This window comes from Streptomyces sp. NPDC053493 (assembly GCF_044544825.1).
Classification (GTDB): domain Bacteria; phylum Actinomycetota; class Actinomycetes; order Streptomycetales; family Streptomycetaceae; genus Streptomyces.
On sequence record NZ_JBITXS010000010.1, the window covers coordinates 18,864 to 38,895 of the forward strand.

The 20,032-nt window shown below is 72.8% G+C and carries 17 protein-coding genes and 1 tRNA gene; 8 read left to right on the forward strand and 10 right to left on the reverse strand.

Annotated elements, in window-relative coordinates:
• Window positions 1–9 precede the first annotated feature (9 nt).
• Entirely contained in the window at window positions 10–1,311 is a 1,302-nt protein-coding gene (locus ACIGO8_RS25690) for a tetratricopeptide repeat protein (protein ID WP_399735119.1), read from the reverse strand.
• Between the two features lie 224 nt (window positions 1,312–1,535).
• On the opposite strand from ACIGO8_RS25690, the gene ACIGO8_RS25695 reads away from it, so the two are divergent.
• A complete protein-coding gene (locus ACIGO8_RS25695; RefSeq protein WP_399735122.1) occupies window positions 1,536–2,030 on the forward strand; it encodes a hypothetical protein in 495 nt (164 codons plus the stop codon).
• A gap of 77 nt (window positions 2,031–2,107) precedes the next feature.
• Window positions 2,108–2,974, forward strand: coding sequence for a spermidine synthase (locus tag ACIGO8_RS25700; RefSeq protein ID WP_399735124.1), 867 nt, complete (start codon window positions 2,108–2,110; stop codon window positions 2,972–2,974).
• Window positions 2,975–3,171: 197 nt separating this feature from the next.
• On the opposite strand, the gene ACIGO8_RS25705 is transcribed toward ACIGO8_RS25700, so the two are convergent.
• Window positions 3,172–3,768, reverse strand: coding sequence for a hypothetical protein (locus ACIGO8_RS25705; protein ID WP_399735127.1), 597 nt, complete (start codon window positions 3,766–3,768; stop codon window positions 3,172–3,174).
• A 34-nt stretch (window positions 3,769–3,802) separates the two neighbouring features.
• Between ACIGO8_RS25705 and ACIGO8_RS25710 the strand changes: the two genes are divergently transcribed.
• From ACIGO8_RS25710 to ACIGO8_RS25720, 3 genes are all read left to right on the forward strand, one after another.
• Complete coding sequence (locus ACIGO8_RS25710; protein ID WP_399735130.1) at window positions 3,803–4,525, forward strand: response regulator transcription factor; 723 nt, start codon at window positions 3,803–3,805, stop codon at window positions 4,523–4,525.
• A complete protein-coding gene (locus ACIGO8_RS25715; protein WP_399735133.1) occupies window positions 4,522–5,904 on the forward strand; it encodes a sensor histidine kinase in 1,383 nt (460 codons plus the stop codon). Before ACIGO8_RS25710 ends, ACIGO8_RS25715 begins: the two co-directional genes overlap by 4 nt.
• 259 nt (window positions 5,905–6,163) lie before the next feature.
• A complete protein-coding gene (locus tag ACIGO8_RS25720; RefSeq protein ID WP_399735136.1) occupies window positions 6,164–7,660 on the forward strand; it encodes a cellulose binding domain-containing protein in 1,497 nt (498 codons plus the stop codon).
• 78 nt (window positions 7,661–7,738) lie between these two features.
• Here ACIGO8_RS25720 and ACIGO8_RS25725 read toward each other — a convergent pair whose 3' ends face one another.
• The 6 genes from ACIGO8_RS25725 to ACIGO8_RS25750 form a co-directional block, all read right to left on the reverse strand.
• Complete coding sequence (locus ACIGO8_RS25725; RefSeq protein WP_399735139.1) at window positions 7,739–9,391, reverse strand: bifunctional aspartate transaminase/aspartate 4-decarboxylase; 1,653 nt, start codon at window positions 9,389–9,391, stop codon at window positions 7,739–7,741.
• 57 nt (window positions 9,392–9,448) lie between these two features.
• Entirely contained in the window at window positions 9,449–11,131 is a 1,683-nt protein-coding gene (aspT, locus tag ACIGO8_RS25730; protein WP_399735142.1) for an aspartate-alanine antiporter, read from the reverse strand.
• A 182-nt stretch (window positions 11,132–11,313) separates the two neighbouring features.
• Window positions 11,314–11,386 (reverse strand) — tRNA-His (locus tag ACIGO8_RS25735).
• A gap of 140 nt (window positions 11,387–11,526) precedes the next feature.
• The gene (orn, locus tag ACIGO8_RS25740) at window positions 11,527–12,129 is read right to left on the reverse strand and encodes an oligoribonuclease (protein WP_399735145.1); all 603 of its coding nucleotides are present in this window, start codon (window positions 12,127–12,129) and stop codon (window positions 11,527–11,529) included.
• A gap of 115 nt (window positions 12,130–12,244) precedes the next feature.
• Window positions 12,245–13,438, reverse strand: a complete 1,194-nt coding sequence (locus ACIGO8_RS25745) for a helix-turn-helix domain-containing protein (protein WP_399735148.1) — start codon at window positions 13,436–13,438, stop codon at window positions 12,245–12,247.
• 307 nt (window positions 13,439–13,745) lie between these two features.
• Window positions 13,746–14,177, reverse strand: a complete 432-nt coding sequence (locus ACIGO8_RS25750; protein WP_399735151.1) for a hypothetical protein — start codon at window positions 14,175–14,177, stop codon at window positions 13,746–13,748.
• A gap of 334 nt (window positions 14,178–14,511) precedes the next feature.
• Here ACIGO8_RS25750 and ACIGO8_RS25755 point away from each other — a divergent pair, with 334 nt between their 5' ends.
• Both ACIGO8_RS25755 and ACIGO8_RS25760 read left to right on the forward strand, forming a co-directional pair.
• Window positions 14,512–15,033, forward strand: coding sequence for a universal stress protein (locus tag ACIGO8_RS25755; protein ID WP_399735154.1), 522 nt, complete (start codon window positions 14,512–14,514; stop codon window positions 15,031–15,033).
• A gap of 174 nt (window positions 15,034–15,207) precedes the next feature.
• Window positions 15,208–15,771: a GPR1/FUN34/YaaH family transporter gene (locus tag ACIGO8_RS25760; protein ID WP_399735157.1), complete on the forward strand. Its 564-nt coding sequence runs from the start codon at window positions 15,208–15,210 to the stop codon at window positions 15,769–15,771.
• 283 nt (window positions 15,772–16,054) lie between these two features.
• On the opposite strand, the gene glmS is transcribed toward ACIGO8_RS25760, so the two are convergent.
• Window positions 16,055–17,872, reverse strand: coding sequence for a glutamine--fructose-6-phosphate transaminase (isomerizing) (glmS, locus tag ACIGO8_RS25765; RefSeq protein WP_399735160.1), 1,818 nt, complete (start codon window positions 17,870–17,872; stop codon window positions 16,055–16,057).
• A gap of 33 nt (window positions 17,873–17,905) precedes the next feature.
• Window positions 17,906–18,181, reverse strand: a complete 276-nt coding sequence (locus ACIGO8_RS25770) for a hypothetical protein (protein WP_345488104.1) — start codon at window positions 18,179–18,181, stop codon at window positions 17,906–17,908.
• A gap of 185 nt (window positions 18,182–18,366) precedes the next feature.
• Here ACIGO8_RS25770 and ACIGO8_RS25775 point away from each other — a divergent pair, with 185 nt between their 5' ends.
• Window positions 18,367–19,992 carry a beta-N-acetylhexosaminidase gene (locus ACIGO8_RS25775; protein ID WP_399735163.1) on the forward strand — a complete coding sequence of 542 codons (1,626 nt, stop codon included), beginning with the start codon at window positions 18,367–18,369 and terminating at the stop codon, window positions 19,990–19,992.
• Window positions 19,993–20,032 lie beyond the last annotated feature (40 nt).

Genomic DNA, 20,032 nt, shown 5'->3' on the forward strand with positions numbered 1-20,032 from the left:
GAGGCGCCGTCAGTACGAGGCCAGGACCCGGCGGGTTTCCGACAGGAGGGTGCGGATACGGGCCGACTCGACGCCCTGCAGGGAGTCCTCGACGCGCCGCACCTCCGCCGCCGCCTCCTCGGGCCGGCCCGCGTGGGCGAGGTCGCCGGCGAGCTGGGCGCGGTAGAGGGCGAGGTTGCGGGCGAAGTGCGGGTCCTGGAGGACGGTGGCCCGCTCGGCGTGGCGGGCCGCGCGGGACCAGTCGCCGAGCAGCGACCAGCACTGGGCCTCCAGGGCCTCCATCTCGGGCTCGCCGAAGAACGACATCCACTCCGGGTCGCCCTCGCCCGGGCCGCGCTGGAAGTAGCCGTGGGCACGGCCGAGGGCCTGCGCGCAGGCGGACCGGTCGCCGAGGCCCGCCCACGCGCCGGCCTCGCGCAGCGCGAGCAGCGTCAGCAGCCGCGCGGAGGCGAGCGGCTGCGCCGCGCGCAGACCGGCCTGCGCCGCCCGCACGGCCTCCCGGTAGCGGCCGGTGTCGCGGGCCAGGAACGAGGTGTTGCAGAAGGCGTGCGCCTCCAGGGCCGCGTCCCCGGCCACCCGGGCCATGGCGAGCGCCTCTGCGTAGTGGGAGCGGGCGTCGTCGACCCGGCCCGAGTCGTGGGCGAGCCAGCCGACGGAGATGGCCAGTTCACCGGCGCCGTTGTGCAGCCGGTCGGCGGTGGAGCGGCGGGCGGTGACGCCCGCGTCGAGCAGCGCGAAGGCGGTCCGCAGGGGCTGGGTGGCCCGCAGGTACAGGCCGTCGGCACCGTGCCGGTCGTCGAGCAGCCGGATCTGCCGTACCGCGTCCTCGACGGCGCGGACCTCGGTCTCGCCGACGCGGTGGACGCCACGGGGCGCGGGGATCGTGGCGCCGGCGGTGCCGCCGAGTCCCAGCGAGGCGGCCGCCACGGTGACGGTGCCGCCGGTCATGAATGCGCGACGCAGCACGTCGCTCTCCTCATCGTTCCGGGTGGTGATGGCGAGGGGCGGCGGCAGCCCGGCCGCCGTGGCCGCCGCAGCGGCCGGCCGCCGGCCGCGAACGGCCTCCCGCGCCGAGAACCCCAGGTCCGCAAGGCTCAGTCCGGGGAACATGTGCAGGAAGACCCGCTCGTAGGCGTAGTTCGGGCAGCGGATCTCGCCCGCCTCCACGCGCCCGATGTACCGGGCGTCGCACGCGACCTGCTCGCCGATCTCCCGCGCCGCCCGGCGGACGAGCGCGGCGAACTCCGCCGGCGAACGCTGTCCGCGCAGTCTGCGGAAGGCGAGATTGGGAACTGCCCGTGACAACGCCATGGCCGAGCCCTCTCCTGGTGCTGCCGGTGTTCCGGCGGGGCAAGAACGTACCTGCTGTGACCGGCCGCGTACGCAGGGTTTGGCAACAAATCGGATATCTCGCCTGCGATCTGCCATGAACTGCCATCCTTTGCGGCGGCGTGCCGCCGTAGCCGTTGACGCGTACGGGCGTTGAACCATGCGGAGAGACGGAACGTGTCTCCTCTGGAGTGAGGAGGGGTCCCATGGTGGAGACCGGAGCGATCGGCACGGCGGCGGCTGCGGGCGTCCGGGCCGGGTCGACCGCGCAGCACACGCCCACGCAGGACGCGAGCGCCTTCCCCGCGCACCTCGCGTCCCCGCTCGCGTCCCAGGACTGCGACCTGGTGACCGTGCCCGCCCGCCAGGGCCTCGAGGCCGTGGACATCCTGCGCCGCGGCGGCGCTCCGGCGGTCGGTCCCGTGCTGCACGACGACGCCTGCGACACCCTCGGCTTCCTGGTGCCGCCCGGCACGGCGGCGGCCTGGGACATGCCGGGCAGCGCGTGTACCAGGACCGACGGCCGCGGCCTGCGGCTGCCGGAACTCCCCGAACTCCCCGGCACCGACGGCGCCACCCCGCGCCCCGCCGACTGGCTGCTGCCTCCCGGCGACAGCGGCGAGGTCACCGACCCGGCGATGCTCCGCGAGGCGCTGGGCCAGGCGGCCCGCCTGATCGAGGCGGCGGACGGCTGCCGCTAGGCCGGGTCCTGGCCCGGAAAAAGTCCCGCCCGGCCCGCGCGGCGGTGGCAGGGAGCGGCTGCGCCGATAATGGGGACGTGGGCAGGAACAGGCAGCGGGAGCAGGGCGTCGCAGGCGGAGCGGTCGTCGAGACGGTGGACGGCGGGCTCGCCGAGCTCATACCCGACCGGGAACGGCCCCGCGCCTGGACGCTGCTCCTCGACGGCGCCCCGCAGTCGCACGTCGACCTCGACGATCCCGCGTACCTCTCCTTCGAGTACCAGCGGCGCCTCGGCCACGTCGCCGACCTCGCCGCCCCGCCGAACAAGCCGATCCAGGTCCTGCACCTCGGCGGCGGCGCCTTCACGCTCGCCCGGTACGTCGCCGCCACCCGGCCCCGCTCCACGCAGCAGATCGTCGAACTCGACGAGCGGCTGGTGAGCCTGGTCCGCCGGGAGCTGCCGCTCGACTCCGCCGCCCGGGTCCGGGTCCGCTCCACCGACGCCCGTGCCGGGCTCGGCAAGGTGCCGGACGGCTGGGCCGACCTGATCATCGCCGACGTCTTCAGCGGGGCGCGCACGCCCGCGCATCTGACCAGTACGGAGTTCCTGGACGAGGTACGGCGGGTGCTGCGGCCCGGCGGCTTCTACGCGGCCAACCTCGCCGACGGTCCGCCGCTGACCCATCTGCGCGGCCAGATCGCGACCGCCGCCACCGTCTTCCCGGAGCTGGCGCTCGCCGCCGACCCGACCGTGCTGCGCGGGCGCCGCTTCGGCAACGCCGTCCTGCTCGCCTCGGACCGGGAGCTGCCGGTGGCCGAGCTGACCCGGCGGGTGGCGACCGACCCGCATCCGGGGCGCGTCGAACACGGGCGGGCGCTCGCCGACTTCACGGGCGGCGCGGCGCCGGTCACCGACGCGAGCGCCAAGCCCTCGCCCGTACCGCCCGCGTCCGTCTTCCGCTGAGCCCGGGGGCCGCGGGCCGCGGTTCGCCGGCCGACGTCCGCCGCCCGCGGGACCCGGGCCGGATCCACGACCGTCGGGCCCGATGCCCGACGCCTCAAGCCTCACGCCTCACGCGTCACGCCTCACGCCTCACGCGTCACGCCCGACACCCGTCGCCCGTCGCCTCACGCCCGAACCGACGTCCGCCGCCCGGGCTCTCAGCGTTCGTCGATCTCCACGCGCGGCGCCGTGTCGTGCCACACGCAGAAGACCGAGATCTCCCGCCCGTCCTTGGTGAACGTCACCCGGATCCAGGTGGGCTGCTTCCACACCTGCATCTGCCAGCCCGATCCGGGCGTCGCGGAGACCAGCTCGGCGGAGGACGGGCCGAGGTCGAAGACGACCCGGCCGCCGTCCGTCCCGTAACTCTTCACGTTGCCCGTGCCGCCCGTGCCGCCCGTCCCGCCGGCCGCGCCCTGCGAGCCGCCGCCCTGGCCGCCGGGGCTGCTCGTCGCGGGCGCGGCCGGTGTGTGCCGCGGGGACGGGGCCGTCGTCGCCGGCGCCGAGGGACGGGTGGTGCCGGGCGTGGCCGTCGGTGTCGCGGACGGCGTCCGCGCGCCGTGCGTGGAGGAGGCCAGCGGGTCGGCGGCGGTGCCGTCGGTGGCGGTCCCGGACGGGATGGGCAGGGCGCGCGGCGGGTCGTAGACCGTGCCGGCCAGCACCGTGTGCACGCCCCACCAGGAGAGCGTGACCGCCGCGCCGGTGGCGAGCGACCACGCCAGCGCGTGTACCAGTCCTCTTCGCATCCGGCTCATACTGCCATCCCTCGAATGGCGTACGGTGCCGCCCATGGCAAGTGTGCTCGTGGTCGAGGACGACCAGTTCGTACGCTCCGCCCTCATCCGGCATCTGACCGAGGCCGCACACACCGTGCGGAGCGTCGGCACGGCCCTGGAGGCGTTGCGCGAGGTCGCCCATTTCCGTTTCGACGTGGTCATCCTCGACCTCGGTCTGCCCGATCTGGACGGCGCCGAGGCGTTGAAGATGCTGCGCGGCATCACCGACGTGCCGGTGATCATCGCGACCGCGCGCGACGACGAGGCGGAGATCGTCCGGCTGCTCAACGACGGCGCGGACGACTACCTCACCAAGCCGTTCTCCGTGGAGCACCTGTCCGCGCGGATGGCGGCCGTGCTGCGCCGCGCCCGCGCCTCCGCCGGCGAGGCGCCGCCCTCGCGCGAGATCCGGGTCGGCGGCCTCGCCATCGACCCGCTGCGGCGGCAGGCGGCGCTCGACGGCACCGCGCTCGACCTGACCCGGCGGGAGTTCGACCTGCTGGCCTTCCTCGCGGGCCGGCCGGGCGTCGTCGTCTCGCGCAAGGAGCTGCTCGCCGAGGTGTGGCAGCAGTCGTACGGCGACGACCAGACCATCGACGTACACCTGTCATGGCTGCGACGGAAACTGGGTGAGACGGCCGCCCGCCCGCGCTATCTGCACACCCTGCGCGGCGTGGGCGTGAAGCTGGAGCCGCCGCAGGAGGCCGCGGCCGCGAGACCGGAGCCGCGGCCGTGAGATGGGCGCTCGTCAAGGTGTCCCTCGCGGTCACCGTCATGGTCGTGGTCGCGTTCGCGGTGCCGCTCGGCCTGGTCGTCAAGGAGATGGCCCGCGACCGGGCCTTCTCCAACGCCGAACGGCGCGCCGCCGGCCTCGCGCCGGTCCTCGCCATCACCACCGACCGCGAGCAGCTGGAGCGGGCCGTCGCCACCACCGACGACGGCGCCGAGGGCCGGCTCGCCGTCCACCTGCCGGCGCCCGCCGGCGCGCCGGGCGGCAAGGACGTCGAGATCGGCAGCCGCCGGGTCGGCGACGAGGACCTCGCCACCACCCGCAGGCTCGGCCGGGCCACCATCGCCGAGGTGCCCGGCGGCTCCGCGCTGCTCCAGCCGACCGCGCTCAGCTCCGGGCAGGTCGCGGTCGTCGAACTCTTCGTGCCGGAAGGCGAGGTCAGCAACGGCGTCGCCACCGCCTGGCTGGTGCTCGCCGCCGTCGGCATCGCCCTGATCGTGGGCTCGGTCGCGGTCGCCGACCGGCTCGGGCTGCGCATGGTGCAGCCCGCGCAGCGCCTCGCCCGCGCCGCCCACGACCTGGGCGAAGGCAAGCTCGGCGCGCGGGTGCGCGAGGAGGGACCGCCGGAGCTCAAGTCGGCCGCGGTCGCCTTCAACTCGATGGCCGACCAGGTCGTACGGCTCCTCGCCAACGAACGCGAACTGGCCGCCGACCTCTCGCACCGGCTGCGCACGCCGCTGACCGTGCTCCGGCTCAACGCGGCCTCGCTGGGCTCCGGCCCGGCGGCCGAGCAGACCCGGGCGGCGGTCGAGCAGCTGGAGCGCGAGGTCGACACCATCATCCGTACGGCGCGGGAGGCGAAGCCGCAGACCGGGGCGACGGCGGTGGTGGCCGGCTGCGACGCGTCCGAGGTGGTGCGGGAACGGATGGACTTCTGGTCGGCGCTCGCCGAGGACGAGGGCCGCAAGGTGCGTGTCGCGGGCATCGACCGGCCGGTACGGATCCCGGTCGAGCGGCCCGAACTCGTGGCCGCGCTGGACGCGTTGCTCGGCAACGTCTTCCGGCACACGCCGGAGGGCACCGCCTTCTCCGTCGACCTCCACAACGGCGACGACGCCGTGATCGTCCTGGTCTCGGACGCGGGGCCCGGCATCGCCGACCCGGCCGCCGCGCTCGCCCGCGGCAACAGCGGCGGCCGGGCCGGCTCGACCGGCCTCGGCCTGGACATCGTGCGGCGGATGGCCGAGTCGACCGGCGGCGACGTCCGGATCGGCCACTCGGTGCTCGGCGGCACCGAGGTCCGCATCTGGATCGGTCTGGGCGACGCGGCCGACCGGGGCGCGCGCGGCGCTTCGGGTCGCCGAGGACGCCGTCGGGCCCGCTGAATCCTTCGGTGGCGCGCGGCGCGTCCGGGTCGACGCGGACGCCGTGGGGCCGGTGAACCTTTCGGCGGCGCGCGGCGCTTCGGGGCGCCGTGGACGCCGCCAGGCCCGGTGAACCTTTCGGCGTTCCGATGCCTTCCTTAAGCGGAGCCTAAGGATCCTCAACCACCGCCCTCTCCTTGGCATTTGTCCGTTTCCCAGCCGCTAGCGTGCTGCCGCACCCACCTCCCCCCACCCCCGGCACGCAGAGGCAGGCAACGCGATGGGCAACAGTTCGCACCGGCGCAGGACGAGTCGCAAGGCCAAGGCCGTCGGCGTGGTCGTCGGCGTCGCCGTGGTGGGCGGCGCGGCGTTCGCGCTGACCGGGACGGCGCAGGCCGCGTCCGTCGGCGCCGCCTACACCAGGACCAGCTCCTGGACCGGCGGCTACACCGGCCAGTACGTCGTCACCAACGAGACCTCCAGCGTCCAGTCGGGGGGCTGGACGCTGGAGTTCGACCTGCCCGCGGGCACCACGATCAGCTCCCTGTGGAACGGAGAGCACTCCGTCTCCGGCCGCCACGTCACGGTGAAGCCCGCGAGCTGGAACCGGCAGCTCGCGCCCGGCCAGTCCGTCACCGTCGGCTTCGTCACCTCCGCCGCGGGCGCGGCCGGTGACCCGCTCAACTGCCTGATCAACCAGGCCGCCTGCAGCGTCGGCGGCGCCACGCCCACGCCGAGCGGCCGCCCCACCGGGCAGCCCACGCGGACGGCCACTCCGGCGCCCACGCCGACCGGGACGGCGACCGCGAGCCCGAGCCCGACGAGGACGGCGGTGCCGACGCCCACCGCGACCGCGACCACCGCGCCGGCTCCCGCGCCCGGCACGGCCGCGAGGTTCGCCCCGTACGTCGACACCTCCCTCTACCCGGCCTACGACCTGCTCGCCACCGCCGACCAGACCGGTGTGAAGGAGTTCAACCTCGCCTTCATCACCTCCGGCGGCGGCTGCGCCCCGCTGTGGGGCGGCGTCACCGACCTCGCCTCCGACAAGGTCGCCGCCCAGATCGGCGCCCTGCGGGCCAAGGGCGGCGACGTCCGCGTCTCCTTCGGCGGCGCCGCCGGCCGCGAGCTGGCCCTGAACTGCTCCAGCTCCACGGACCTGGCCGCCGCGTACGGCAAGGTCGTCGACCGCTACGGGCTCACCAAGGTCGACTTCGACATCGAGGGCGCGGCGCTGCCCGACACCGCCGCCAACACCCGCCGCGCGCAGGCCGTCGCCGCCCTGCAGAAGTCCCACCCGGGCCTGAACGTCTCCTTCACCCTGCCGGTCATGCCCGAGGGCCTGACCCAGCCGGGCGTCGACCTGCTCGCCGACGCGAAGCGCAACGGCGTCCGCGTCGACGCGGTGAACATCATGGCCATGGACTACGGCCCGGCCTACAGCGGCGACATGGGCCAGTACGCCGTCTCCGCGGCCACCGCCACCCAGGCCCAGATCAGAAGCGTCCTCGGACTGTCCGACGCGGCCGCCTGGAAGGCCGTCGCCGTCACCCCGATGATCGGCGTCAACGACGTCTCCTCCGAGGTCTTCCGCGTCCAGGACGCCGGCCGGCTCGTCGACTTCGCGAAGTCCAAGGGCCTCGGCTGGCTGTCGATGTGGTCCTCCACCCGCGACAAGCAGTGCGCCTCGGGCGCGGTGACCTACGCGGACCCCACCTGCTCCTCGATCCTCCAGCAGCCGTACGCCTTCACCAAGACCTTCGCCGCCTACCGGTAGCCCACCGGCGGACCGCCGAAGTCCCCCCACACGCGCGCCCCGGGCGGAGCCACCCCACCGTCGCCCGGGGCGCGCCCCTCAACCCGCCCTCGCCGTACGCCATTCCTCCGCGTAGTCGTTGAAGAGCGCCCGCAGGTGGTGGCCGATCTTCAGGTAGTCGAGGTCGTCGAGGTTCGCGAGGGAGACCCGCACCGACCACTGCGGGCCGTCGAAGCCGCCGCCGTTGAGAAGGACCACGCCGGTCTGTTCGGCGAGCCGGAAGAGCGGGTCGACGGGCTCGTAGTTCTTCTCCAGGAAGTCGGCGAAGTCCTTGCCGTGGACGCGCTCCGCCTCCGCGAGGAGGTCGAGCTCGACGTAGTAGCCGGCCCGCTGCTCGTCGTCGGCGATTCTCATCCGCGCGCCTTCGAGGAGCAGGTCGAGGCGCTTGCGCACGATGCCGCGGATCCGTTCCTTGTAGGCCTGGCCCTCCGGCAGCAGGTCGAAGAGGGAGAAGAGGCACATCATGACCTGCTGGGGCAGCGAGAGGCCGGCCGTGTGGTTGAGCGCGACCTGCCGGGAGTCGGCGACCAGCCGGTCGATGAAGCGGAGCCGGTCCGGCTCCAGGGACAGCGCGCCGTAGCGCTCGCGCAGCCGCGCCTTCCGTGCCGCGGGCTGTTCGGCGATCATCCGGTCGATGACGTTGTCGTCGTTCAGGCCGATGACGCCCAGGCGCCAGCCCGTCGCGCCGTAGTGCTTGGACCAGGAGTAGACGAGCAGCGTGTGGTGGGGCAGCTCGGCGGCCAGGGAGCGGAAGCCGGGCACGAAGGTGCCGTAGACGTCGTCCGTCACGATCACCAGGTTCGGGTTGGCGGTGGCGACGATGTCCTTGATCTGGTCCGTCACGCGCTCGCTCAGCGCCAGCGAGGGCGGGTTGGAGGGATTGACCAGGCAGACCAGCTTGACCGACGGGTCGGCGAGCTTGGCGACCTCCTCCGCCGGATAGCGCCACTCGCGCACGCCGGTCTCCGCGAAGAGCGAGGCCTCGACGTGGACGACGTCGAAGCCGTACGTGTCGAGCTCGGGGATCTCGATGTACGGCGTGAAGACCGGCACCATCAGGGCGATCCGGTCGCCCTTCGCCAGGATCCCGTTCTTCGTCAGCGAGTCGAAGACGTAGCACATGGCCGCCGTGCCGCCCTCGGTCGCGAAGTACGACACGGTCCCGGCCGGCGGGCGGCCGTCGAACAGCTCCTCGGCGACGTAGGCGCGGACGATCTGCTCGGTGTGGCCGAGGATGCGGTCCGGTACGGGATAGGTGTCGCCGATCGAACTGTCGGTCAGCTCGTGCACGAAGGCGTCCTTGTCGAAGCCGAAGCGCTCGACCGCGTACTCCACGCACCGCTGCAGCAGTTCGATGCCGGGCAGATCGGGATGGCGCCGTACGAAGGAGTCGAAGCGCGCGCCCGAGCCCGCCCGCTCGGGCATGCCGCCCAGGTCGTCGGCGGTCCACACGCGGCGCGACTCGGAGAGCGCGAAGTAGCCGAGCGCGTGGAACGCCTCGCGCGGCCCGGTGGCGGTCCAGTTGGGGTTGCCGCGGCCCGCGTTGAGCATCTGGACCTGCGACTTGCCCTTCTGGCCCGGCTCGCCGGCCTGCGCCGCCTCGGCGATCTTGATGAACGTGTCCTTCAGCTCGAAGGGCGAGAGCTGCGCGAAGGACTTGATCTCCTCGCGGGAGAAGGTGGTCTTGGGCACGGTCCTACCGTCCTTACGGGAGTGGGTGCGGTCTCGTCCGTCTCGGTGAGCAAGCCGCTAGGCGCCGAGGACGCCGACCAGCAGCGGACCGGTCAGCGGCAGCAGGAAGTTCGACAGGGCGTAGGTGATCGTGTAGCCGAGCATCGGCACCGAGCTCTGCGCGACCTGGGTGACCGAGGTGATCGCGGGCGTCGAGCACTGCTGGCCGGCGATGGCGCCGATCAGCAGGGGCGGCTCGATCCGCAGCAGCTTGCGCCCCACGAGGAGCGAGAGCGTGGCCGGCACGAGCACCATCGCGATCCCGGCGAACGGCAGCAGCGCACCGTACTCCTTGAGCAGCGGCCCGGCCTGCGGGCCGGAGACCAGGCCCGTGCAGGCGATGAAGACCGCGAGGCCCATGTCCTTGAGGGTGGTGGCGGCCTGTGGCGGGAAGGCGCCGAAGGTCTGGCTGCGGGAGCGGAACCAGCCGAAGAGCAGCCCGGAGACGAGGCAGCCGCCGCCGGTGCCGAGCGACAGCGGCACGCCGCCGAACTTCACCACGATCTGCCCGATCAGGGAGCCGGCCGTGATGCCCGCGCCCAGGTAGATGAAGTCGGTGGCGTCGTTGCGCACCACGGAGCCGATCTTCGCGACCAGGCTGCCGAGCGCCGACCGTGCGCCGACGAGCGTGAGCACGTCGCCGCGGTGCACCTCGGTCTCGGGCGTGGCGGGCAGCACCTGGTCGCCGCGCTGCACCTCGGTGACATAGACGCCGCTGGTGGCGAACTCCGGGTGGTCCTTGCTCAGCGCGTCGAGGGAGCGGCCGGAGACGGACTTGTCGGTGAGCGAGACCTGGGCGGTGGCGAGCGGGGTGTCGAGGCCGGGGACGGCCGGCGTCTCCGGGCCGATGCGGCGGCCCGCGTCGATGATGCTGGACCGGCGGCCGACCATGAGGACCAGGTCGGAGAGGGTGAGTTCGAAGTCGGGCGGGGGAGGGGTGAGGACGCGGGCGCCCCGCTTCACCGCCTCCACGGTGACCCGGCTGCCGTTCTGCCGCTCCAGCTGGGAGACGGTGGCGCCGTCGGCGATCGTGACGAGGAAGGTGCGGCCGACCATGCCGGGCAGCGCCTCGCGCTCGTCGGCCTCCAGGCCGCCGGAGCCGCCGCGCATCCGCTCCCACAGCGCGCGCGAGGCGTCGCGGAGGTTGATCCGCAGCAGCATCGGCATGATCTGGCTGGTGTAGATCACGATGGTGACCAGGCCGAAGAGGTAGCAGACGGTGTACGCGGTGGCCACATGGCCCTGGTAGGTGCTGATCTGCTGGGCGGTCAGGCCGTCCAGCTTGCCGATGGCCTCGGTGGCGGTGCCGACCACGGCGGACTCGGTGGCGGCGCCGGCGAGGATGCCGGAGGCGGTGCCGACGTCGAGGTCGAAGGCCTTGGCGAGGCCGAGGGCGATGCCGACGACGCAGACGAGCTCGATGCCGCAGAGCGCGAAGAAGCGCAGGCTCTTCCTGTTGAGGTTGGCGAAGAACTGGGGCCCCGCCATGTAGCCGAGGGCGAAGATGAAGATCGCGAAGAAGACGGTCTTGACGTCCGCGTCGACCTGGACCTCGGTCCAGGCACCGAGGAGGAGCGAGACGATCAGCGTGCCGCAGATGCCGCCGAGGGTGATGGGGCCGACGCGCAGCTTGCCGACGAGGTATCCGGCGCCGAGGCAGAGGAACACGGCGAGTTCGGGATGGTCCTTGATCACTCCCACCCGGCCTCACCTCGTCCCCGAGGAGAGAAAGTGAAGATATCGGACATAAAGGGACGCTAACAGCGTCGATCCACCCCGACCCGCCGCCTCGGCCGAACGGGCGACGGGCCCCGCCTCGTCCCGTGCCGCCTGGAGACACGACTGAGGCCCCGGTTCTTCCGAACCGGGGCCTCAGTCTTCAGGGTGAGTAACGGGACTCGAACCCGCGACATCCTGGACCACAACCAGGTGCTCTACCAGCTGAGCTATACCCACCACGACCGGCGGTTTTCCCGAAGGTTTCCCCGACCGGCCGAGAAGAAGTCTACAGGGTCCCGGAGGGTGCTCGCGCACACGTTTCCCGAGGCGGGTCCGGTGGGCGCGAGCGGGGCCGGCGGGGGGCTAGCCGGAGGAGGTCATTCGGCGGGCAGGACGTGACGGGCCGCGATCTGCTTCGCGGTGTCGGAGTCGGGGCCGGGCTGCGGGACGAAGATCGCCTCGCGGTAGTAGCGGAGCTCGGCGATGGACTCGCGGATGTCGGCGAGCGCCCGGTGGTTGCCGTTCTTCTCCGGACTGTTGAAGTACGCCCTCGGGTACCAGCGGCGGGCCAGTTCCTTGACCGAGGAGACATCGACGATCCGGTAGTGGAGGTGGTTCTCCAGGGCCGGCATGTCACGGGCGAGGAAGCCGCGGTCGGTGGAGACCGAGTTCCCGCACAGCGGAGCCTTGCCGGGCTCCTTGACGTGCTCGCGGACGTAGGCGAGGACCTGCGCCTCGGCGTCGGCGAGCGTCGTGCCGGCGGCGAGGGCGTCGAGCAGGCCCGAGGCCGTGTGCATCTGGCGCACGATCTCCGGCATGGTCTCCAGGGCCGCGTCGGGCGGGCGGATCACGATGTCCACGCCTTCGCCGAGCACGTTCAGTTCCGAGTCGGTGACCAGCGCGGCCACCTCGATGAGTGCGTCGTCCGTCAGCGAGAGCCCGGTCATCTCGCAGTCGATCCACACCATGCGATCGTTCATGCGTCCTACCTTATGGCCGATGGATGCCCGAAGGGCGCCTGCGGTGGTGCCGCGGGCGCCCTTCGGTCCTTCTCGGTGCGCGGGGCTTGTGGCTCGCGCCGTACGGGGTGCAGCGCTACGGGGCGCTGCGCTGGCCCGGCAGGGCCGGCCGGCCGGGCGCGAAGGCGTCCGACTGCGGCTTGCCCGCCTCCAGCGGGTGGCCCGGGCGGCGCGGCGCGCCGTGGGCCTGGGCGTGGACCTGGGCTCCCTGGGCCGGGACGACCGCGTCCAGGAGCGCCGGGCCGCCGCCCTCACCCTGCGGCCGCCGGGCCCGGTAGGCCGCCCGGTAGGCGGCCGGCGAGGAGCCGAGCTGCCGCCGGAAGTGGCCGCGCAGGGCCACCGGCGAGCGGAAGCCGCAGCGGCCCGCGACCTCGTCGACCGAGTAGTCGGAGGTCTCGAGCAGCCGCTGCGCCTGGAGCACCCGCTGGGTGATCAGCCACTGCAGCGGCGCGGAGCCGGTCAGCGAGCGGAAGCGGCGGTCGAAGGTCCGCCGTGACATGTACGCGCGGGCCGCCAGGGTCTCCACGTCGAACTGCTCGTGGAGGTGCTCCAGCGCCCAGGCGACGACCTCGGCCAGCGGGTCGGCGCCGATCTCCTCGGGTAAAGACCTGTCGAGGTAGCGCTCCTGCCCGCCGGTGCGCCGCGGCGGGACGACCAGGCGGCGCGCCAGGGCGCCCGCGGCCTCCGTGCCGTGGTCGGTCCGCACGATGTGCAGACACAGGTCGATGCCGGCCGCGGTGCCGGCCGAGGTCAGCACGTCGCCGTCGTCGACGAAGAGCTCCCGCGGGTCCACGTGGACCGACGGATAGCGCTTGGCGAGCGTCGGCGCGTACATCCAGTGGGTGGTCGCCGGGCGACCGTCGAGCAGGCCGGCCGCGGCGAGCACGAACGCGCCGGTGCACAGGCCGACGATGCGCGCGCCCTCCTCGTGCGCCCGGCGGAGCGCCTCGAGCGCCTCCGGTGGCGGCGGCGAGGTGATCGAGCGCCAGGCCGGCACGACGACGGTGCCGGCGCGGCTGATCGCCTCCAGGCCGTACGGCGCGGTGAGTTCGAGCCCGCCTGTGGTCCGCAGGGGGCCGTCCTCGCCGGCGCAGACGAGCAGCCGGTAGCGTGGCACGCCCGCGTCCTGGCGGTCGATGCCGAAAACGGAGAGCGGGATGGAGCTCTCGAAGATGGGGCCACCGCTGAACAGCAGTACCGCGACGACTTCGCGACGGCGGCGCCCGGACAGCTTCCGTGCCGCCTCCGGTGCGGCGGAGTCCTGGCTCATGACGCTAAGCCCCCCTCGGTGTTGGCGTCTCCCTGGTCGTGTCGCTGTGCCACGTTTCCCCTCGGTTTTGCACGAGACCCCAGTCTTCGGTATCCATGATCGAATCTACTGCGTCCCGGGGAGCCGCAGAGCCACGTTCTCCTTCCGGGACATTGTCGACATGGCAACTTGGCGTGAAGCGTTCGATCGCCAGGCGCAGCCCAGAGCGGTGATGCCTGGACCTACGCGGGTTGAGCGGTCTTCGGCCAAGGACTCGCCGGTGACAGCAACTTGGCTGAAAACATACGGGATCGGCTGTACGACCCTGTCAACTCCGCGAGTGGTCCGGGCCCTGCGGACCGCCTCGCCCGTCCCGTGAACCGGCCCGCTGCTCCGCCCGCTGCTCCGCCCGCAGACCGCGCTCCGAGCGCCGCAGCAGCACCCGGCAGGCCGTCGTCACGGCGGCGAGCCCGAGGGCCGCGCCGGCCGCCCCGCCCACCGAGGTCCCGTAGACGAGCAGCACGACCGGGACCAGCACGCAGCAGAAGGCCGCCCAGCGCACCACGTCGCTCGCCGCGTCCTGCGGTCCCGCCGGCTCGGGCGCCCGGCGCCGCCCCGTCGCCCGGCCGGGCCCGCGGCCCGCACGGGCCGCGGCCGGAGGTACGACGAAGGCGGTGACCGTCTCGGCGGCGGCGAGGTCGGTGGCGCGGTCGGCGGCGGCGCGGCCGGCGGCGGTGTCCGTGGGCGACGGTGCGGGCACGGGCGAACTCCCTGCGACGGTGGCGTGACCTGTGGGAACGAGGAGCGGAACGTTCCGGTCACTGCGCGGGGCGTCCGTTTGGCCCCCGTACGGACACCTGTAGGGCACATCCGGCATTGCGCTACGGCGCGCGGCTCGTGCATGCTCCCTGGAACGCCGTACGGGCGCCCTCGCGGTCACCCCGTGGAGGCCCTGGGCACGGGAGGAGTGTCGCCGTACCCTTGGGGGTATGGGGTTGGGAAGACGATTCCCGGACACAGCTCCGCCGCCACACGTTGTTCCGCTCCCCGTCCTTTCCGCCCCTCTCCAGAGGACCTTCTTCGCCGAGACACCGATGGCCGGTCACGAAATCCCCGAACCCGCGGACCGCAAGCGCGTCGCCGACTCCACGGTCGACCCCCTCGCGGTGGAACAGCCACGTCACGCCTGCGACCCGGCCTTCCGGCACGGCGTCGTCGTCGGCTTCGACGGCTCGACGTCCAGTGAGCGCGCCCTCGCGTACGCCATCGGCATGGCCCGCCGCTCCGGCTCCGGTCTGATCATCGTGCACGTCGCGAACCGGCTGCCCACCACCGTGTGGGCGGGCTGCGAGCCGCCGGTCTTCGTCGACGTGCCGGACCACCGCACCGAGGTCCTCGGCCTGGAGCTGGCCTGCGCCGACCACCTCTCCGAGGTGCCCTGGATCCTCGTCGAGCGCGGTGGCGACATCTGTCACGAGCTGGAGGAGGTCGGCCGGGAGTACGCGGCCGACGCGATCGTGGTCGGCTCCACGCACGGCATCGTCGGACGGATCTTCGGCTCGGTCGCGGGCCGTCTCGCACGGCGCGCCCAGCGCCCCGTCATCGTGATCCCGTAACGCGCGCCCCTTCCGCCGCGCGCCGTCCCGGCTGTCTCTGTCGCCCCCAACTCCCTTGAACCGGCCATAATTTCGGCCTTCCTCAGGTGAATTGTGCGCTTGTGAAGGGTACATAAAAGGTCACCGGAACAAAGCGCCCCAGCAGCACAACTGCACACCTGAAGGGAGCCCGCCGTGTCCAATGAAGCCGCCGCGGGAAACAGCACCTCCACCCTCGGACACCTCGCACTCGGACTGACCCTGCTGGCCTTCGGGCTCGGCTCCACCGGCGTGATCGACCACGTCGGCGCGGCCGACGCCGCCGGGCTCGCCACCTGGGTCGGCGGTGTGGCCCTGTTCCTCGTCGGACTGCTCGCCCTGCGCGCGGGCAGCACCGCGGAGGGCACGGCCCATGCGGCGCTCGGCGCCTTCTGGTTCACCTGGGGCACCGGGGCCGGCGACGGCGGCGGCTCGGCCGAGGCCGCGGGACTCTTCCTGCTGCTGTGGGCGCTCCTCGCGCTGACGCTGACCGTGGCCGCGCGCGGGAGCGGGCTCTTCGGCCAGGGCGTGTACGGGCTGCTCTTCGTCGGCCTGCTGCTGCTCGGCATAGGCGCCCTCGCCGACAACGCGGGCCTCGGCAAGGCGGGCGGCTGGGTCGCCGCGGTGGCCGGCCTCGCGGCCTGGTACGGCGCGACGGCCGCGGTGACCGGCTGGCCCACCTCCGTGGCCCGCCGCTCCCGCGGCGCGGCGACGGCCTGACCGAAGGGCCCCCGGCGTAGTCGGCCAGTGGCCCAACGGCGAGTGAGCCGAAGGGCCGCGCCGGAGGAACAGTGACGAACGCGCGCAGTCCCCGAGGAACGAGGGGACGAGCACGTACGGCGCTGTGAGTCCGGCTCACAGCGGCCCGGAGGCGAACCGAGCCCCCAAAAAGAAAAAGCGGTCCCCGTGCTCCTGGGAGGCACGGGGACCGCTTTCGTGTCCGGTCGACCGCCGGGGGACAGGCCCGGCGTGCGGTTCGTCGGGGGACAGGCCCGAGGAGCCGCTACTCGACCGTGACGGACTTGGCCAGGTTGCGCGGCTTGTCGATGTCGCGGCCCATGGCGAGCGCCGTGTGGTAGGCGAGGAGCTGGAGCGGGATGCCCATGAGGATCGGGTCGAGCTCGTCCTCGTTCTTCGGCACGACGATGGTGTGGTCGGCCTTCTCCTGCGGCTGGTGGGCGACCGCGAGGATGCGGCCGCTGCGGGCCTTGATCTCCTCCAGCGCGGCGCGGTTCTTCTCCAGCAGGTCGTCGTCGGGGACGATCGCGACCGTGGGCAGGGCCGGCTCGATGAGGGCGAGCGGGCCGTGCTTCAGCTCGGAGGCCGGGTAGGCCTCGGCGTGGATGTAGGAGATCTCCTTCAGCTTGAGGGAGGCCTCCAGGGCGACCGGGTAGCCCCGGACGCGGCCGATGAACATCATCGACTGGGCGCCGGCGTACTCCTTGGCCAGCTTCTGGATCTCGTCCTCGGTCTTGAGGATCTCCTCGATCTGGCCGGGCAGCTTGCGCAGGCCCTCGATGATCCGCTTGCCGTCGGTGACGGACAGGTCGCGGATGCGGCCGAGGTGCAGGGCGAGGAGCGCGAAGGCGACCACGGTGTTGGTGAAGCACTTGGTGGACACGACGCAGACCTCGGGGCCGGCGTGGACGTACACGCCGCCGTCCGCCTCGCGGGCGATGGCGGAGCCGACGACGTTGACGACGCCGAGGACGCGGGCGCCCTTGCGCTTGAGCTCCTGGACGGCGGCGAGCACGTCGTAGGTCTCGCCGGACTGGGAGACGGCGATGTAGAGGGTGTCGGGGTCGACGACCGGGTTGCGGTAGCGGAACTCGGACGCGGGCTCGGCGTCGGCCGGGATGCGGGCCATGCCCTCGATGAGGGAGGCGCCGATGAGGCCGGCGTGGTACGAGGTGCCGCAGCCGAGGATCTTGATCCGGCGGATGGAGCGGGCCTCGCGGGCGTCCAGGTTGAGGCCGCCGAGGTGCACGGTGGAGAAGCGGTCGTCGATCCGGCCGCGCAGCACGCGGTCGACCGCGTCGGGCTGCTCGGAGATCTCCTTGTGCATGTACGTGTCGTGGCGGCCCATGTCGTAGGAGGCGGCCTCGTACTCGACGGTCTCGGGCGTGGCGTTGGTGGTGGCGCCGGAGGTGGTGTACGTGCGGAAGTCGTCGGCCTTGAGGGTGGCCATCTCGCCGTCGTCGAGGGTGACGACCTGGCGGGTGTGGGCGACGAGGGCGGCGACGTCGGAGGCGACGAACATCTCCTTCTCGCCGATGCCGAGGACGACCGGGGAGCCGTTGCGGGCCACGACGATGCGGTCGTTGAAGTCGGCGTGCATGACGGCGATGCCGTAGGTGCCCTCGATGTGCTTGAGCGCCTCGCGGACCTTCTCCTCGAGGGAGTCGGCCTGGGAGCGGGCGACGAGGTGGGTGATGACCTCGGTGTCGGTCTCGGAGGCGAAGACGACGCCGTCGGCCTCCAGCTTGGCGCGCAGTTCGGCGGCGTTGTCGACGATGCCGTTGTGGACGACGGCGACCTTGTTCTCGGGGTCGAGGTGCGGGTGGGCGTTGACGTCGCTCGGGGCGCCGTGGGTGGCCCAGCGGGTGTGCGCGATGCCGGTGGTGCCGGCGAAGCGCTTGGGGACGCGGGCCTCCAGGTCGCGGACCCGGCCCTTGGCCTTCACCATCTTCAGGCCGGCGGCCTTCGGGCTGGTGACGACGATGCCCGCGGAGTCGTAACCCCGGTACTCGAGCCGCTGCAGTCCTTCGAGCAGCAGCGGGGCGACGTCACGCTTTCCGATGTAACCGACGATTCCGCACATAAAGGTCTGACCCCTCCAGGTAGGTAGGTGTGCTCAGCCGTAGACGATCCGGCGCAGCTGCCGGAGCGAGAGCTCCGGTGGCGCCACGGCGCGGTGCGGCAGTTCGGCCGCGATGCGCTCGAAGATCTCGGCGTTCACGGAGCCGCCGGACTGCAGTTCGCGGTGGCGGCGGCGGACGAACTCCTCGGTCGACTCGTCGAAGTACGCCAGCACGTCGAGCACCACCCGGGCGGCCTCACCGCGCTGGAGCGCGGTGCTGCGCACCAGGTGGTCGATGAGGTCGTCGTGCGACGGTCGGCGTTCGAGCACCCGTGAATACTGAGGGCAACCCGCGATTCATTGCAAGAATTCTGCCCGATATCGGGCAGAGGGCTCCATGATCGCGCCTCCGAACGGGCTAATTGGTCTACACCTTGACCGCGGATGAGGTGCACGGTACGCATGGTGACTGTTCGGATACGCATCGCCCGCAGTCAGACGCCCATCGAAAGGCCATGCCTGTGAGACAGCGCAGAACGTTTCCGCTCCTCTTCTCCTCCCTCTCCCTCCTGCTCGCCGCCGGCGCCCTCGCGGGACGGGCCGACGCCGCGCCCGACCGGCCCGCCCAAGCCGCCGCCGCGAGCGCCGTACGGCCGCTCGGCGCCGTCGTGCCCGCGCCCGCCTCCGTCACGCCCGGCGGCACGCCGTACACCCTCAGCCGGGCGACCGCCATCCGGGTGGACTCCACCGATGCCGAGGCCCGGGAGATCGGCGGCTACCTCGCCGCCCTGCTCCGCCCCTCCACCGGCTACCCGCTGCCGGTCCTCGACGAGGCCGCGGGCCTCGGCGGGATCCGGCTCCGCCTCGACCCGCGCGCCACCGCGCTCGGCGACGAGGGCTACGAGCTGCGCTCCGGCCGCGGCGGAGTCACCCTCACCGCCCGCGCGCACGCAGGGCTCTTCCACGGCGTCCAGACCCTGCGCCAGCAGCTGCCCGCCGCCGTGGAGCGGCGGACCGTGCAGCCCGGTCCGTGGAAGATCGCCGGCGGCACCGTCACCGACACCCCGCGCTTCGCCTACCGGGGCGCGATGCTCGACGTCTCCCGCCACTTCTTCACCGTCGACCAGGTCAAGCGCTACATCGACCAGCTCGCCCTCTACAAGGTGAATGCTCTGCACCTGCACCTGAGCGACGACCAGGGCTGGCGCATCGCGATCGACTCCTGGCCCCGGCTCGCCGCCCACGGCGGCTCCACCCAGGTCGGCGGCGGACCGGGCGGCTTCTACACCAAGGACGACTACCGCGAGATCGTCCGCTACGCCGCCTCCCGCTACCAGGAGGTCGTCCCCGAGATCGACATGCCCGGCCACACCAACGCTGCCCTCGCCTCTTACGCCGAACTCAACTGCGACGGCGTCGCCCCGCCGCTCTACACCGGCACCGGTGTCGGCTTCAGCTCGCTCTGCGTGCCGAAGGAGGTCACGTACGACTTCGTCGACGACGTGATCGGCGAGCTCGCCGCGCTCACGCCGGGCCGCTACCTCCACATCGGCGGCGACGAGGCCCACTCCACCAGCCACGCCGACTACGTCGCCTTCATGGACCGCGTCCAGCCGGTCGTCGCGGCCCACGGCAAGACCGTCATCGGCTGGCACCAGATCACCGGCGCCCGGCCCGCGCCCGGCGCGCTCGCCCAGTACTGGGGCCTGGACCGCTCCTCGGCGGCCGAGAAGGAACAGGTCGCGGCGGCCGGGCGGAACGGCACCCGCGTCATCCTGTCGCCCGCCGACCGCGCGTACCTCGACATGAAGTACACCAAGGAGACCCGGCTCGGCCTGGCCTGGGCCGGCTACGTCGAGGTCCAGCGCTCCTACGACTGGAACCCGGCGACCCTGCTGCCGGGCCTGCCGGAGTCGGCCGTCGCGGGCGTCGAGGCGCCGCTGTGGACGGAGACGGTCTCCGAGAGCGCCCACATCGACCAGATGGCCTTCCCGCGCCTGCCGGGCATCGCCGAACTGGGCTGGTCACCGGCCGCGAGCCACGACTGGGAGGCGTACCGGCTGCGCCTGGCCGAGCAGGGGCCGCGCCTGAGCGCCCTGGGCGTCGACTTCTACCGCTCGCCGCAGGTGCCCTGGCCGTAGGAGGTCAGCCCGTTGGCGCGCTCTGCGTGCGGGGCCGGGC

Coding starts and splice junctions, on each gene's coding strand:
- ACIGO8_RS25720 (WP_399735136.1), top strand. CDS start 6,164: ATGGGCAACAGTTCGCACCGGCGCAGGACGAGTCGCAAGGCCAAGGCC.
- ACIGO8_RS25695 (WP_399735122.1), top strand. CDS start 1,536: ATGGTGGAGACCGGAGCGATCGGCACGGCGGCGGCTGCGGGCGTCCGG.
- ACIGO8_RS25710 (WP_399735130.1), top strand. CDS start 3,803: ATGGCAAGTGTGCTCGTGGTCGAGGACGACCAGTTCGTACGCTCCGCC.
- orn (WP_399735145.1), bottom strand. CDS start 12,129: ATGAACGATCGCATGGTGTGGATCGACTGCGAGATGACCGGGCTCTCG.
- ACIGO8_RS25705 (WP_399735127.1), bottom strand. CDS start 3,768: ATGAGCCGGATGCGAAGAGGACTGGTACACGCGCTGGCGTGGTCGCTC.
- glmS (WP_399735160.1), bottom strand. CDS start 17,872: ATGTGCGGAATCGTCGGTTACATCGGAAAGCGTGACGTCGCCCCGCTG.
- ACIGO8_RS25745 (WP_399735148.1), bottom strand. CDS start 13,438: ATGAGCCAGGACTCCGCCGCACCGGAGGCGGCACGGAAGCTGTCCGGG.
- ACIGO8_RS25755 (WP_399735154.1), top strand. CDS start 14,512: ATGGCCGGTCACGAAATCCCCGAACCCGCGGACCGCAAGCGCGTCGCC.
- ACIGO8_RS25690 (WP_399735119.1), bottom strand. CDS start 1,311: ATGGCGTTGTCACGGGCAGTTCCCAATCTCGCCTTCCGCAGACTGCGC.
- ACIGO8_RS25775 (WP_399735163.1), top strand. CDS start 18,367: ATGCCTGTGAGACAGCGCAGAACGTTTCCGCTCCTCTTCTCCTCCCTC.